Annotated in this window: 14 protein-coding genes; all 14 read left to right on the top strand. The window is 37.1% G+C overall.

Features of this window, described 5'->3' with window-relative positions:
* The 14 genes from PSF31_RS11165 to PSF31_RS11100 all read left to right on the top strand — a co-directional run bounded on the left by PSF31_RS11165 (position 1) and on the right by PSF31_RS11100 (position 14,936).
* A complete protein-coding gene (locus tag PSF31_RS11165; RefSeq protein WP_164561252.1) occupies positions 1-2,067 on the top strand; it encodes an EscV/YscV/HrcV family type III secretion system export apparatus protein in 2,067 nt (688 codons plus the stop codon).
* 97 nt (positions 2,068-2,164) lie between these two features.
* Positions 2,165-2,569, top strand: coding sequence for a type III secretion system protein (locus PSF31_RS11160; RefSeq protein WP_096863502.1), 405 nt, complete (start codon positions 2,165-2,167; stop codon positions 2,567-2,569).
* A 6-nt stretch (positions 2,570-2,575) separates the two neighbouring features.
* Positions 2,576-3,868, top strand: coding sequence for a type III secretion system ATPase SctN (gene sctN, locus PSF31_RS11155; RefSeq protein WP_096863503.1), 1,293 nt, complete (start codon positions 2,576-2,578; stop codon positions 3,866-3,868).
* Entirely contained in the window at positions 3,868-4,323 is a 456-nt protein-coding gene (locus PSF31_RS11150) for a hypothetical protein (RefSeq protein WP_096863504.1), read from the top strand. Before sctN ends, PSF31_RS11150 begins: the two co-directional genes overlap by 1 nt.
* Complete coding sequence (locus PSF31_RS11145) at positions 4,295-6,079, top strand: SpaN/EivJ family type III secretion system needle length determinant (protein ID WP_096863505.1); 1,785 nt, start codon at positions 4,295-4,297, stop codon at positions 6,077-6,079. The genes PSF31_RS11150 and PSF31_RS11145 overlap by 29 nt, the downstream gene beginning before the upstream one ends.
* Before the next feature lie 2 nt (positions 6,080-6,081).
* Entirely contained in the window at positions 6,082-7,014 is a 933-nt protein-coding gene (locus PSF31_RS11140) for a FliM/FliN family flagellar motor switch protein (protein ID WP_004263014.1), read from the top strand.
* Positions 7,015-7,024: 10 nt separating this feature from the next.
* On the top strand, positions 7,025-7,681 hold the full coding sequence (locus PSF31_RS11135; RefSeq protein ID WP_172767530.1) for an EscR/YscR/HrcR family type III secretion system export apparatus protein: 657 nt from the start codon (positions 7,025-7,027) through the stop codon (positions 7,679-7,681).
* Positions 7,682-7,694: 13 nt separating this feature from the next.
* Entirely contained in the window at positions 7,695-7,967 is a 273-nt protein-coding gene (gene sctS, locus PSF31_RS11130) for a type III secretion system export apparatus subunit SctS (RefSeq protein WP_004262998.1), read from the top strand.
* A complete protein-coding gene (gene sctT, locus PSF31_RS11125) occupies positions 7,964-8,758 on the top strand; it encodes a type III secretion system export apparatus subunit SctT (RefSeq protein ID WP_164561251.1) in 795 nt (264 codons plus the stop codon). The genes sctS and sctT overlap by 4 nt, the downstream gene beginning before the upstream one ends.
* A gap of 20 nt (positions 8,759-8,778) precedes the next feature.
* Positions 8,779-9,900: an EscU/YscU/HrcU family type III secretion system export apparatus switch protein gene (locus PSF31_RS11120; RefSeq protein ID WP_004262995.1), complete on the top strand. Its 1,122-nt coding sequence runs from the start codon at positions 8,779-8,781 to the stop codon at positions 9,898-9,900.
* Positions 9,901-9,992: 92 nt separating this feature from the next.
* Positions 9,993-10,514, top strand: coding sequence for a type III secretion system translocator chaperone SicA (gene sicA / locus PSF31_RS11115; protein ID WP_096863506.1), 522 nt, complete (start codon positions 9,993-9,995; stop codon positions 10,512-10,514).
* A 10-nt stretch (positions 10,515-10,524) separates the two neighbouring features.
* Positions 10,525-12,438, top strand: a complete 1,914-nt coding sequence (gene sctE / locus PSF31_RS11110; protein WP_096863507.1) for a type III secretion system translocon subunit SctE — start codon at positions 10,525-10,527, stop codon at positions 12,436-12,438.
* A 20-nt stretch (positions 12,439-12,458) separates the two neighbouring features.
* Positions 12,459-13,787: a type III secretion target, IpaC/SipC family protein gene (locus PSF31_RS11105; protein ID WP_096863508.1), complete on the top strand. Its 1,329-nt coding sequence runs from the start codon at positions 12,459-12,461 to the stop codon at positions 13,785-13,787.
* 3 nt (positions 13,788-13,790) lie between these two features.
* The gene (locus PSF31_RS11100) at positions 13,791-14,936 is read left to right on the top strand and encodes a hypothetical protein (protein ID WP_164561250.1); all 1,146 of its coding nucleotides are present in this window, start codon (positions 13,791-13,793) and stop codon (positions 14,934-14,936) included.
* Positions 14,937-14,995: the final 59 nt, after the last annotated feature.

The raw sequence follows: 14,995 nt of genomic DNA, 5'->3' as shown, positions 1-14,995 counted from the left end.
ATGAAAAATATAACTGGATTTTTATTACAAATCCGTAATCGCCCAGAGCTAATGGTATTAGTTATCATGGTTATGGTTATTGCGATGTTGATTATTCCATTACCTACAATATTGGTCGATTTATTGATTGGCTTAAATATTATGATCTCAGTACTTATTTTTATGAGCTCTTTTTATATTACTCGGGTACTTAATTTTCAGTCATTTCCATCTATCTTGCTAATTAGTACGTTATTTCGACTTGCTTTATCAATTAGTACTAGTCGTCTAATTTTATTAGAAGCAGATGCAGGGGATATTATCGCAACGTTTGGTGAATTTGTTATTCAAGATAACCTAGTCGTTGGTATGGTGGTATTTGCGATAGTTACCATTGTACAGTTTATTGTCATCACTAAAGGTTCTGAACGTATTGCTGAAGTGGCTGCACGCTTTTCCCTTGATGCGATGCCGGGCAAACAAATGAGTATCGATGCTGATCTACGTGCGGGTGTGATTGATGAGGCGACAGTTAAAGAGAAGCGTGGCGACCTTGAAAAAGAGAGCCAGTTATTTGGGTCTTTTGATGGTGCGATGAAATTTATTAAAGGGGATGCGATAGCGGGTATTGTCATCATTTTTGTTAACTTAATTGGCGGAATATCTGTTGGCACAGCTCAACAGGGAATGGATGTTTCAACTGCACTAAATACGTTTTCTTTATTAACGATTGGTGATGGTTTAGTTGCCCAAATCCCTGCACTACTCATTTCTATCAGTGCGGGTTTTATTGTCACTCGAGTAGGCGGTAATGATAAGAACTTAGGTGAAAACATTGTTTCGGAATTATTTGCAAATGACTTTACGATATTAATCACAGCATTAATTGTACTTTCAATGGGGTTTTTACCTGGTTTTCCGACGATTATATTTTTACTGTTATCAGGGCTTCTTATTGGATTATTTTCTTTCCGATATTTTAAAAAACAAAAAAACAAGCAAAAAATAGTTAAAGGTGAAGCAGAAACGATTAATTCAGATGTGACGGAAGGTGAAACACAAAGAGAAATCAGTGATATTGAAGAAGAATATATTCCAGAAACATTACCGATTATCATATCTGTTAACCAGAAATATAAAGAACATTTAGAAGATAATAGATTTTTGTCTAGAATGAAAAAAGATATTTTTATTCGATATGGATATAGGATCCCAGATATTGCTGTCAATTACTCACCGATTATTCCTGAAAATAAAATGGTGATACTCATTAATGAAATTAAAGCAGGGGAATATGATATCTATTTTCATGGGTATCGCTTACTGACTGTTAATGATGAACCTGAATATTTAGGTATGGCATTGACAAAGTTTACGGATGAATATGGCTCAGTGAGCACGTGGTTTGAGAAAAATGACTTATCTAATATTGAACAACTCGGTTTAATGGTTCGTGATGATGTAACAGAAGCGATTGATTGTGCCAGCACCTTATTACTGCGATTTATTAATGAATTTTTTGGTATTCAAGAAACGAAAAACTTACTCGATGACCTTGAAAGAAAATACCCTGAATTATTAAAAGAGTGTTATAGACATACGACAGTACAAAAAGTTACTGAAGTTTTTCAACGTTTATTAATGGAAAAGATTTCAGTTCGTAATATGAAATTGATTATTGAAACCTTAGTGCAGTGGGTGCCAAAAGAAAAAGATAGTTTAATGTTAGTTGAGCACGTAAGAAGTTCAATGGCACGTTATATTTCATCCTGTTTCTCTGTGGATGGGCGTTTGAATGTCCTCATGATTAACTCAGGGCTAGAAGACACGATACGTCAAGGGATTAGGCAGGCTTCCGGTGGAGTGTACTTACATCTTGAACCTGAAAAAACCAATGAGTTGATACAGGCTGCAGAACTTGCTTTAGAAAATAGTTATTTGTCAGTTAGGGATGTGAATGTTTTAGTACCAGTTGATATTCGTCGTTTTGTCAAAAAAATCTTAGAAGGCCGCTTTCCAGAGCTAGAAGTGCTTTCTTTTAATGAAGTTTCTGAAATGGTGAAGGTTAATGTGGTTAAAACCATATAATCAAAAAATTGGCTTTATTAACAAATAAAGCGACTGAATTCAATATAATTAAAAATGTTGGATGATATAAAATATATTTAAAATATAAGGAATACCAATGAAATATAGATTTATAGAAATGTTAAATGAGTATTTAAATTCTATGGGGCGTAGTGATCTAGTTAACTATCAGCTAGATTGTCATTCTAATATTCAATTTGAAATGAATGAGTTCTCTGCGATTAATATCGATTTATCAACGAATGATATTATCATTTGGAGTCAATTAGTAGATTGCAATTACAGTCATTTAGATTTAGTTAGTGCTCCTTTACTGAAAACATTATTAGAATACCCGCCAAGTAATTTTTATCCAGGGCAACCGGCATTAAATCTTGTGGATAATGCCTATGTTCTTTCTGCAGTTTTAAAAGAATCAGCGTTAAATGATATGCAATTATTTGCAAATAGCTTTGAAGAGTTCTTTGAGCGTGCAAATGAGCTTAGTGCTCAGCTATCGTAACCCATTATGAAGTTATTCGATATCTGCGCGCATCCTGCGCGCATTCATGGATGCCTAATAGAAGCACCTTTACATGGTGTTTTTATCGGTGAAATTTGTTTTATTGAGCGTTCTCTTATGCAGCCCGACATTATTGCGAAAGCGCAAGTTGTTGGTTTTAAAGAAGGGCTCACGGTATTGAGTTTAATAGGTCGCACACAAGGTTTAACGCGAGAAGTGGTTATTCGCCCGAGTGGCTACCCATTTGTATTTGAAGTTGGCGAATATTTAGCGGGTAAAATTTTTAATGCGGCAGGAGAACAAGTTGGTGCGTTGAGTGAAGACCTTGCTGAGCCAATGTTGCTCAATACAAAATTATTACGTATTGATAGCCCTCCGGTGAGCGTGACACAAAGGCGGCCGGTTTCTGAGCCGATGGTCACAGGGGTACGTGCAATTGATAGCCTACTAACATGTGGCTTAGGGCAGCGTATTGGTATTTTTGCCGCCGCAGGTAGTGGTAAAACTTCATTAATGAACATGATCATCAACCACGCTCATGCGGATATTCATGTCGTTGCTTTAATCGGTGAGCGAGGCCGAGAAGTTATTGAATTTATTGAGGAGTTGAAAGAGTCGCCTCATGCGGCACAGACGATATTAATTTATGCAACTTCAGACAGCCCACCGATTGAGCGGTGTAATGCTGCGTTGCTTGCGACTACGATTGCTGAATATTTTCGTGACTGTGGTCGTAATGTATTGCTGTACGTTGATTCCATGACCCGATATGCGAGAGCGTTGCGAGATGTGGCTTTAGCTACCGGAGAACTGCCAGCTAGACGCGGTTATCCTGCCTCTGTTTTTGAACAGCTTCCTATGTTGTTGGAGCGTCCAGGGCAATTGAAGCATGGCTCGATTACTGCTTTTTATACGGTGTTATTAGAAAGTGAAGAAGAAGCTGACCCGATTGGCGATGAGATTCGCTCCATTCTAGATGGTCATATTTATTTAAGCCACAAATTAGCGGGACGTGGGCATTACCCAGCGATTGATATCTTACACAGTATTAGCCGCGTATTCCAAAAGGTAACGACTCCAGAGCATCGCCGGTGCGCAATTGATCTACGTGACATGATCTCAAGGCTTGAACAAATTCAGCTTTACCTTGAACTCGGTGAATATCAACATGGTGAAAGCCATGAAAATGATCGAGCTTTAGATAAAAAAGAGCAAATTGAAGCTTTCTTAAAACAAGCCATGGATGAGCCAATGAGTTTCGACAATATATTAAGCAATCTCAATGAATTGGCATCTTAATGATTTCTAACTTGTTGGCTTTAACTGAGAGACGTTTTGACCGGACATTACAAGAACAATCGCAATTAAATTCAATAATAAAGCAACAGCAACAGCAATGCAGGGATATTCGCCAGCGTATTTTAGTTCTATCAACACAAACTGCATCTTATGAAAAATCAGAAGAATTAAGCCGAACTGCTTTTTGGGAAAGGCAACGATTAAAGGCAGCGGTTCTAGCGGAAATAGCTCAACTTGAATTTCAAATAGAAACTCTAGCAACCGAAATATCAAAAAATAAAATACTACAGTCTGAAATTGCTAAACGAATATTCATATTACGTAATAAGTGCGAGAAATTCCGAAATTATCTCAAGCAACAACGTATAGCCAGAAGGTTAAAATCAGAGCTGCAGCAACAAAATGAAATTGAGGAGTTATTCGTACATGTCAGCAATAAAAATGAGCTCAAATGAAAAAGTACCCTGTGTAGCTATCGACAGAGAAGCAATATCATCAACATATAACACCACTGAATTTAGCCACCAAAATATAACTCCAGAAATGGCAAAAGTAGTGAATGACAAAAATATGATGCATCTATTCGGCCATAAAAATAAAAGTCAGCCAAAGGATATATCTGCTTTTCTATCCGCATCCCTTCCTTTTATGCAAAAAATATCGCAATTGAGCGACTTAGCGAAGGGGTTTATTACATGGAAAGAAAATGTATATATTGGTGAAGGTATCCAAATAGCCGGGGAAAATAAAGAATTAAAGGCCAAAGCGATTGAGCCGCTAATAAATAATTATATATTTACGGAAAGTTGTATACCTGTTGTTCATCATTTTCAGGATAACTTACCAAAGACTCATCAGGTCAATATTACGAATAAATTGATGGTGGGTAATCAGCCAGATATGAATCTATTGGCTGATTTGACGACTACTGGGAAAGTCGAAACCGTCCCTGAATTAATTGAGAATAATGAGAATACTAACTTTATTATTAGCACCCCAGCCGCTGACCTAGTCGATATACTAAATAAACCGATCGTTGATAATAATCTGTCAGAGAGTCCGGTTATTCACGTTGAACAAAATATTGCTGACGAAGATGAGATCCCGTTGTTCAACTCTATGATGACCAGCTTTCCATTACCGAATATCCCACAGCGAGTAAGGGGAAAAGCTAACGATAATTCAGTTCCATACGGGGAAAATAAACCGCAATTAAGTGAGAAGAATCAGCTCAGTATGGAAGCTCCGTTGGTGAAGTTAGCGCTAAAGAGTACTTTAGAACCGATATCAAAAGAGTTAAAACCAGAGATTAAAACTGGGCAACAGTATATTAGATCTTCAGTAAAAGCAGAGCTTGAACCCGTTATCCAACGGAAAATAGTTGGACAACAACCCAAGCCAGTTAAGACTCGACACATTGATTCACTCGATACCATTTTGTTAAATACATATCCACGAAAAAACAACCTAGCAAAAGATGACTCACCAAAAAATACCCCTTCTCTTCTGGGAATGCAGTTAGCTACCCATCATATGCATGACCAACAGGGCACTAATCAAGGTATTAAAGAGAACACTCATCAAGGTATTAAAGAGAGCACCTATCAAGGTATTAAAGAGAACACCCATCATCATGTTGTTGGGCAGCTTGAACTTGCTTTGACAAAAAATGAGCCACCTACACAGCCAGTTACCTCACTGAAAAATTCTTATCTACATGATAATAAAAGTATTTTATTATCTGAAAATGAGACGAATAATTTCCCTGATAAAGTGCAAGAGACGACAATTTCTGCACAAATCTCACCTGCAGAAGATATGAGCCCACCTAGCAATATGATAGCAACGACTGCGAATGAGGTTATGCGGGTGTCTGCGCCACTACAAGCCACACAGCAAAAGCCAGAGATGCACAAAATGCCAGAGCTAGTGGAAACCCCCCCATTTTTAGGTGAAAACCAACAGCCGAAAACTGCAGAACGTAGTTTCACTTATACCTTTAACCAGTGGCAAAGTAGCCCATCAGTGACGTTTGAATTGGCCTCTAAAGGAGAGTTCGTTGCCTCAACAGCGAGTCCAGAAGTTCAATTGGCATTAAATGAGAATAAGCATTTATTGGCTCATGAAACGAGTGTGCATATTCGACGTGAAGATGAACGTCAGCAACATCGAAACCGACAGCAGCATGACCAACAGCAAGAAGAAGATTAATTATGTTGAAGATTCGACGGATCAGCTCTCAAGAAAAACAACTGAAAATTTGGCAGCAATATTATTTAGTTAATCCACAAATAAAGCTAGCTAACCGCAGTATTGGTTATTTTCAATTATCACTAGTGAGTGAAACACAGAAAATAAATGCATTCGTTGTTGTTGAAAGTTGGTGTCATTATCGTTGGCCTGAACTGGTTCATTATGCATGGAGTTCATTATCAAACAGCCAGCTATGTGAATTGTTTGCTTCTGAATATATTGGAATTACATTTTTCTCCCAGAATTTCCGTTGTGAATCTGTCGAGATAGTTGATGATATGCGTATTAATTACCAGCCATGGCTAATTGTTAAAGAAGCTAGCCTCGGGGAAGTATTATTAGCAGAACCAATAGAAAGCCTCGAAAAAAAGCAGGGAACTAATCAGATATTCGACCATTTAAAACTGCGAGCGGATTGGATATTAGGGTATAGCTATATTAGTGCCAAACTTTTGCAAACTATAGAATTACGTGATGTGCTGAGTATCCAACAATTACAGTTAAATATATCTGTGGCAGGACAGGTATTAGCTCGATTTCAAAAGCAAGATGAAGGACTACTTATGATTGAAGAATTAGTGGCGCCAGAGAGTGAAGAGGAATTCGTATTTCCTGAAGAAGATGAAATGCAAGAAATTGTACGCCCCTTTAATGTAAAAGAAATGAATATTAAATTAACCTTTGTTTTAGGCCATAGTGATATTACGGTCGATGAGCTTTCAAAGATGGAGCCTGGTTATATTTATTCTATTGGTGAAAATAAAGAACGTGAAGTTAAAGTCTATGCTAATAAGCAATTTATTGCAGAAGGGGAGCTTATTTATATTGGCAATAGTGATGAGTTAGGTTTGGAAATCACACATGTTGTCAGTTTGGGTGATAAAAGAGTTTAATATGCCAACGATACCTGATGGGATCCCATTATTAGCGATTATCGCATTCTCGACATTATTGCCATTTGTTATTGCTGCAGGCACCTGTTATTTAAAAATATCTATTGTATTAATTATGGTACGCAACGCGATGGGCGTTCAACAAGTTCCTTCTACCATGGTATTAAATGGTATTGCATTGTTACTTTCTATTTTCGTTATGATGCCAGTTTTACAGGATGTGAATAATCATATGCGACAAGAACAGGTTGATTTTAGTAATGTCGAATCAATCGATAATTTTGTTGAGAATGGGCTAGGGGGATATAAATCGTATTTGAAAAAATATTCAGATCCACAGTTAGTGACGTTCTTTGAATCAATACAACAAGGTCGAAGTGAAGAGGAAATAACCGCCGATGAAGGTAAAGCTACATTATTTTCTTTATTACCTGCTTATGCATTAAGCGAAATAAAATCAGCTTTTGAAATCGGTTTTTATATTTATTTACCTTTTGTTGTAGTTGATTTAGTTATTTCCAGCATTTTATTGGCACTGGGTATGATGATGATGAGCCCAGTAACAATTTCGATTCCTGTTAAATTAATTCTATTTGTTGCAATTGATGGCTGGTCACTGATTTCTAAGGGGTTAGTGATGCAATACATTGAATTAGCACAGCATTAAAGCGAATGATACTATGGATCAAATCGTTTATTTAAGTAATAAAACGATGCTATTAATCGTTATATTATCTGCAATACCAGTAATAGTGGCTACTGCAGTAGGATTGTTGGTAGGGTTACTACAAACTGTCACGCAACTTCAAGAGCAAACATTACCTTTTGGTATTAAATTATTAGCTGTTTTTGGCTCACTTTTTATGATCTCTGGTTGGTTATCCGATAAGGTAATGAATTTCGCATTAGAAACCTTAAGCGCTGCTATCCCTGCTATTGGGTTATTCGGATGAATCAGGAAATACTATCGCTGATGTTCTCGCTCTATTTTATCTTTCAAGAAGGATTGATAAAAATAGCGTTAGCTTGGTTGAGAATTGCACCAGTGATGTTTTTATTACCTTTTTTAAGTAACAAATTACTTAATGGTGGGATTATTAAAAACTGTGTGGTGGCTTATATTGCATTAGGTTTATGGCCTTTTTTTTCATCCTATGAAATACAATGGGATGAAATTAATTTTGTTGATGTATTTATTTATGAAATTTCGATTGGACTCGTATTAGCACTGATATTAGCGCTGCCTTTTATGATAGCCAATATTATTGGCGAATTAATTGATGCGCAGCGTGGCGAGACGATTAGTAGTATTGTTGACCCTGCGAGCGGAACCGAGGCTTCGGAGCTTGCTGTATTATTAAGTCATATTACGTGTATGATATTCTTAGCACAAAATGGAATGTATCAACTTGCTAATCTATTCGCACAGAGCTATCAGTTATTACCCTTTGCCCATGGATTTACGTCATTCAATAGCCTTCCTTTAGGGGAATGGTTAAATAAAATGGTAGTCAATGGAGTTGTTTTAACTGCACCCATATTAGTGACATTATTTATTACAGAGGTTGCCTTAGGGCTATATTCCCGTTTTTGCCCTCAATTAAATGCATTTTCATTATCTTTAGCAATAAAATCAATCATCGCTTTCTGTGTTTTTTTACTTTATTTCCATAATGAGGTCCCAGAGATATTAGTCAATATGATTTCGATTTCACCACTGCGAGACATATTCCTTTCTTCTTGATTTTATGGATATAAATAAATATGGCTGAAAAAACAGAAAAACCTACTGATAAAAAAATTAGAGATTCAGCTAAAAAAGGGCAAAGTTTTAAGAGTAAAGATAGCGTTGCGGCAATTGTATTAGTCGTAAGTGCATTTGTTATTGAAGGCGTATCTAGTTTATATGAACTGGGTGGGTTAATGCGAAAAATATTTTTATCCCCAACGGAGATAAAAATTGATGCACTACTTTGGCAATTCTTCACGATATTTTTAAGTATTGTATTACCTGTTCTATTTACTTGTTTTTTATCCGGTACAATTATTTCTTTATTACAAAGTCGATTTAGATTGGCCAGTGAAGCAATAAAGCTTGATTTTACTAAATTAAATCCAATTGCAGGATTTAAAAAAATATTTTCATTGAATTCATTGAAAGAGTTAATTAAGGCGATTTTGTATTTAATTGTCTTTATTATATCAATATTAGTCTTTTTTATTGTTTGGCGTAAAGATATTTTTATGCTCTACCGAACAATGATTAATGGGATGATTAGCCAATGGGTTAGTTTGTGCGTAACATTTATTGTCGTCTTTCTTGCAGTTGCTCTTATTATTATCTTGGTTGATGCAATAGCTGAATTCTTTTTGTATATTAAAAACTTAAAAATGGAAAAGCAAGAGGTTAAAAAGGAATACAAAGATAATGAAGGTGATCCTCATATCAAAAGTGCACGTCGAGGAATGCATCAGGAATTACTGTCTGAAGAGGTTAAATCAAATGTTCGTAATTCAACATTTGTAATGGCAAACCCAACGCATATTGCATTGCTTATTTATTATGATTCGAATATTGCACCATTGCCCTTTTTATTCTCTAAAAGTAAAGGCTCACAAGCAAAAGCAATTATTAAATACGCGGAACAACAAGGTGTTCCCGTTATTAGGGATATCGTTTTAGCAAGGCAAATATGGCGGTCATATAAAAATGATAGTTTTATCGATGAAAAAGGACTAGAGGATGTTATGCAAATAATATCATGGTTAATCCGTATAGAATTAGTAAAAATGGGAGTCGATATTGATAAAGCATTAGAAAAAATATCAGAGAACGAGGCATATTCGAAAAATAATAGCGAGCTTAATAATTTGTTTATTACTTAAATCGTTTTTTTAAAGAAAGAATCAAATCGGTTAATTATGATGCAAGCATAAAGTATATGTTATGCATTACATATCAACAATAAGGTAAATATATGAATAATGCGGAAACAGAGAGTTTTCAACAATCTGATATGGAAGAATTACTTGACAATATTACAACTGCACTAATGGATGGTGCAACTTATAAAGATATTCACGGGATCCCACAAAGTACAATGGATGGCATTTATTCCTATGCATACGAATTCTATCAACAAGGTAAATTAAAAGAAGCAGAAACTTTTTTCCGATTTTTAAGTATTTATGATTTCTATAATACAGATTATGTGATGGGACTTGCTGCTGTCTATCAATTAACGAAACGGTATGACAAAGCAACTGAATTATATGCTCTCGCATTTGTATTGGCAAAAAATGATTACCGCCCACTATTCCATGCAGGACAGTGCAATTTAATGATGAAAAAAAGCAGTGCCGCAATTCATTGTTTTGAAAGCGTTGTAAAAAGCAGTACAGATATTGATTTAAAAAATAAATCTCAAGCTTATTTAGCCGCATTAGAAAAAAAATTAGAAAAGACAAATTTAGAAAATAAAACCCCTAATATAACGTAGAGGAAATTATATGGTTCAAATTATCAATTCAAGTAATGAACGAATAAATAATATTCATACATTTCTACAAGGCAGTAATCCTATTGGATTAGGGGATGAGTGCATCAAGTCGGTATTAGCTTTAGAAATGGCGTGTGAAGAATTAACGTCAACAGAGCAGATGAAGCGCAGCCGTATTGAAAACGCACCGCAATTACCTGCACCTAAAAATAATTTATCCGTTATGTTCAAGGCAGCCGCGGCAAAAGAAGAAAAATTATTCCTAAAAGAAGAGGGGTTTAATGCGGCTTCAGTACTTGTTGGTAGCCTTACGGCATTACGCCAGTTATTACATGAAGGGAATATTAGTGAACTGGCTAATCGCCTCCAATTGTTAAATATAGAATCAAATACACTTCGAGAAAAAGGAAATGATTTATTAAGTTCTTTTACAAGTAATACGGACAAGGCCAGTGCACTTAATAACGAAGCTAATGCTTTAATACAAGAGCGAGCCGAAAGTAAAGAGCGTTTAGCGAATCTCAAGTCTTTGCAGGGTGGAAACCAAGAGAAAATTAAGCAGCAAATTAAGGCAGAAAATACAAAAATTACAAATTTAGGCACCAAAATCGATAACTTGCTTGAGTCGGCTGGTAATTATGCGAAAAGTGCAGGTGAGGATGCAAAAAAACTCAATCAATTTGTAGAAACAGCGCCACGACGAGTCGAGATTGATGGTGAAAAATGGGAAAACATGCTGGCACTGCTTACAATGTTAACCGCTCAACTTAAAAAGGCGATGAATGAAGATTCGATTCGCAATATGAAAGAGCAAGAAGCCGTGATGGCAACAGTCAATGAAGCTTCTCGCAAAGATTCAGATAAAAAAGCCAAAGAGGCGGAAGAAGCACAGCGTAAAGCTGATGAAGCGAACAAAGCGGCCTCTTGTGCGAGTAAAATTTTTAGCTATGTGATGCTTGCTGTGTCTGTTGTCGCCACTGTTGCGACTTTTGGCGCCGCTGCACCACTAACGCTTGCAGTTGCTGCTATCGGTATTGCTATCTCAGTGGCTGATATCGTTTTGGAAGAAACGGGACAAAGTAGCCTTATGCAGATGCTAGCGGCTGAAATTTCTAGTGTTGTTACCGACATGCTGATGACTTTTGGTGTCTCAGAGGAAAAAGCGAAACAAATTGGCAGTATTGTTGGAATGATTTTGGCGGCAATCGCATTTCTAGCGCTTTCATTAGCTTCTATGTCATCTTTTGCGAAAAACATCGGCAATATTGCCAGTAACTCAGTAAAAGCGCTTGCTAAAAACGCAGGAACATTATTGAAAAGCATTATTAAATCGATGCCAAATAGTTTAATGAATGCCTTAGGTAATATCGCGAATGGAGCCGGTAAGGTAGGAAAATCGGCGGATAATATGGTGGTGCTCACTAAATTTAACAAGTTGGCCGATAGTATTGATGACTTACAGCAAGCAGTAAAAACTACCACTAAGGTAGCGAGAAAAGCTGATGACATAAAAGACACCGTGAAAGCGGCCGATAAAGCGGCAGACCAAGCAGACAATATTACGGATATCACCAAAACCTCAGATAAAGCCGTAAACACGGCTAAAACGCAAAGCGTTGCAGTGGCTCGCCTTGAAGTGGGCATGAAGGGGGCTGGAGCGACATTGATGGTTGCGAATACGGCAACAACCGGAGGGCTAAATTTGCATGCCGCGGGGCAAATTCGAGATATGAAAGAAATGCTTGCAGACATGATGCTTAACAGTGAAACCATTCAAGCGTTGGATGAGTTATTAAAAAATCTACTGAAGTCCATGTCTCAAAACTATGAGAAATTTGAGGAAATGTTTAGCGGAATGCTGGCGTCATTAAATCAATCAGGTCAAACGAAAGTCAATATGCTGAAAACAGCCCGCTTTGCATAGTTAATATAGGAATTTATCAAATGAGTCTTAATATTCAATCAGAATCAAATAAGCCAGTTTTATTTCATAAGCCTGTCAGTTTCGGTAGCGTTTCTCCGACAATTAACAGTAATACAAAAACAGTAGCCATTCCTTTACTGCAAAGCGTGCATTTAAATGATGTGCATGCAATGGCGTCAGGGGCTGAGATGGTGCTGGATAAGCCATTATTAAAAATGGTTCAATTTTCAATGCATGATGACCAGATGCTAGCGGACATTTCTGCGTTAACGAATTCCGATAAATTAGCCACATTGGATGATCTTCATACTTTTCGGACACTGACACCAGAAAATATTCGACAGGCAATTGGCAAGGTATTAGAAGAAGAAAAAAGTCATATTGAACAGTTGGTTGGAGATGCTCAGCTTCCAGATGAAGCCGATTTAAAACAAATGTCTCAAGCTGTTCAATTATTGATTGCCAGCAGTTTCTTCAAAGATTCGCCTTCTGGGCAGGTTGAAGGTGGTAATAAAGGTCAAGAGCTTATTGATGGCATTAAAAACAACACGTTTGTTGGAATTATTAGTAATGACTTACTGGCGGAGTTGTCGAAAATTATTCGCAAAGTGATGGCAGAGATAAACATTTCAGATCGTCGTATTAGTGCGGAGTTTCTGCAATTAAATGCCAAAATGGTACAAGCTTCTGCGGATTCAACGATTCGTGAAGGTAAAGAAACCTTTAAAGGGGCTATGATGGGCTTTTTTACGGCTCTTGCAATTACAGCTGCAGGCGGAGCCTTCCAAGCAAGAGGGCTGCGCCAGCAACAGCAATCGATAAAACATAACTTGATACCAGGCAATAAAAATATCAGTGGTGCTAGTAAGTTATCGGGGTTAAATGGAAATACAGAGAGCGTCTCAACGAAGCCGAATACATTGAGTCTGGCGGGTAAAGATGGCTCAACAGTGACGCTGGGTAATCAAGCTTCACAAAGTCAAAAAAACCTTTCAAATCAAAGGATTGAGGAGGCTGGTAAACGTACAAGAGATTTGGGTGCCTCACAGCATGAGAAGCACGACCAAATCATGAATAAAACTCGTGTGCAAATGGGGGTGGCAGAGCAAGCTTCTCGAATGTCAGACAATGCGGGTCAACTCGCGACGGCGTCAAATCAAGTCAATGTGAAATCGGCGGAAGCGGATAAAATGATTGAACAATCCGTTGCGGATACTGCGCGTTCAGTTTATTCAGATAAAGACAAACAAATCGATAAGAGCCAGGATCTTGCGAAACAAATGCAAGAACATTTACGTGAAATTCGTGAAGGTAGCCTAAGAACAATGCAAAGTATGGTGAGAGGCTAAAGAATGGATATTACATCTCCTTCTCGTCTAGACAACATTTCTCATTTTTCGCCGCAGGCGACATCAACAGAGCAACCACACCTCCCCCTTTTTGGGGGGGGGATTACTTTTGATGAGTCACTTATGCCTCACCAACAAGTGCTGGATGTGTTCCGACAAATGCAATATAGCGTACCGGAGGGGGGTTATCAGCAACGACCACAAAATGATTCCCCTGAAAATATACAGCTTAGGGCAAGAATGTTGGTACGTGAAAATAAGAGCTCAAATGATGCTTATGAGGAGGCTAAAGCATTAAGAGCCACGAGAAGAACGGAGACTCTCGAAGATGGCCGCTCGCATATTAATAGGCTGACTGGTTTGATTGATAATATTCATACAAATTATCAAAAAAAATACGGTGAATTAGTTAAGGCGTCAACTCAATATATGCAAGATATGAACACGCTAGCCAGTAAGCTGTCTCGTCATATGAAAGCCGGGGATGATGGCAAGATAAAATTTGCCAAAGAGCATGTATTGAGAGATATGGATAGCATTGTGTCGAAATACTCTGGTACGAGTATGGAGATTGAGGTTCTTGGTGAGACAGAAGAGGTAAAAAAATTACAAAAACAAATAAAGGAGATGGGAGACCTGCTTGTGATTGGAATGAAAGGTAAAGTAAGTGAGTATAATGAGCTACATGCTAAAGTAGCAAATATAAAAAAATCACTTAATTTAAAAAGTTATGGTGATTATTATGGCGATTGGAGCCCCAATCTCTATAAGGCCAAACCGCTAATGGAGATTAAAGGCGGTACAAAAGAATACGAGTTCTGGGAAAAAAAATTGACAGACCAAGGGTTCGTGATAAAACAGAGTAATGGAAAACTGTGTATTTACCCTGATTTAAAGCCAGTCAAAGAGATGTTTCATGCGATTAATCACTCATCCGGCGCATGGAATGATGGTAGTGACATTATGTCTCAAGAGTTTCAAAGTTTACAAACAGCGATAGATAGCCAAAAAAACGCGATTAATAGCTCCGTATCTCGTTTATTAGAAACCTTTCGACAAGATAATAGTCATTTTGAAACTTTAACTCAGTTACTTATTCAATTATATAAAGATTTACAACAATATAATAATGGCTATGTCAATATGTAATAGATGAATATCGGTTTTCTTCGTAGGATAAATAGTTTTAGAAATATTATTATATATTA

Origin of the sequence: Providencia sp. PROV156, from assembly GCF_028480905.1 — a bacterium.
Taxonomy (GTDB): domain Bacteria; phylum Pseudomonadota; class Gammaproteobacteria; order Enterobacterales; family Enterobacteriaceae; genus Providencia; species Providencia hangzhouensis.
Note: the sequence above shows the minus strand (reverse complement) of the source record. Positions and strands in the feature narration are given on the sequence as shown.

Excerpts from the sequence above, each read along its gene's own strand:
- PSF31_RS11165 (WP_164561252.1), top strand. The coding sequence starts at position 1 with ATGAAAAATATAACTGGATTTTTATTACAAATCCGTAATCGCCCAGAG.
- PSF31_RS11160 (WP_096863502.1), top strand. The coding sequence starts at position 2,165 with ATGAAATATAGATTTATAGAAATGTTAAATGAGTATTTAAATTCTATG.
- sctN (WP_096863503.1), top strand. The coding sequence starts at position 2,576 with ATGAAGTTATTCGATATCTGCGCGCATCCTGCGCGCATTCATGGATGC.
- PSF31_RS11150 (WP_096863504.1), top strand. The coding sequence starts at position 3,868 with ATGATTTCTAACTTGTTGGCTTTAACTGAGAGACGTTTTGACCGGACA.
- PSF31_RS11145 (WP_096863505.1), top strand. The coding sequence starts at position 4,295 with ATGTCAGCAATAAAAATGAGCTCAAATGAAAAAGTACCCTGTGTAGCT.
- PSF31_RS11140 (WP_004263014.1), top strand. The coding sequence starts at position 6,082 with ATGTTGAAGATTCGACGGATCAGCTCTCAAGAAAAACAACTGAAAATT.
- sctS (WP_004262998.1), top strand. The coding sequence starts at position 7,695 with ATGGATCAAATCGTTTATTTAAGTAATAAAACGATGCTATTAATCGTT.
- sctT (WP_164561251.1), top strand. The coding sequence starts at position 7,964 with ATGAATCAGGAAATACTATCGCTGATGTTCTCGCTCTATTTTATCTTT.
- PSF31_RS11120 (WP_004262995.1), top strand. The coding sequence starts at position 8,779 with ATGGCTGAAAAAACAGAAAAACCTACTGATAAAAAAATTAGAGATTCA.
- sicA (WP_096863506.1), top strand. The coding sequence starts at position 9,993 with ATGAATAATGCGGAAACAGAGAGTTTTCAACAATCTGATATGGAAGAA.
- sctE (WP_096863507.1), top strand. The coding sequence starts at position 10,525 with ATGGTTCAAATTATCAATTCAAGTAATGAACGAATAAATAATATTCAT.
- PSF31_RS11105 (WP_096863508.1), top strand. The coding sequence starts at position 12,459 with ATGAGTCTTAATATTCAATCAGAATCAAATAAGCCAGTTTTATTTCAT.
- PSF31_RS11100 (WP_164561250.1), top strand. The coding sequence starts at position 13,791 with ATGGATATTACATCTCCTTCTCGTCTAGACAACATTTCTCATTTTTCG.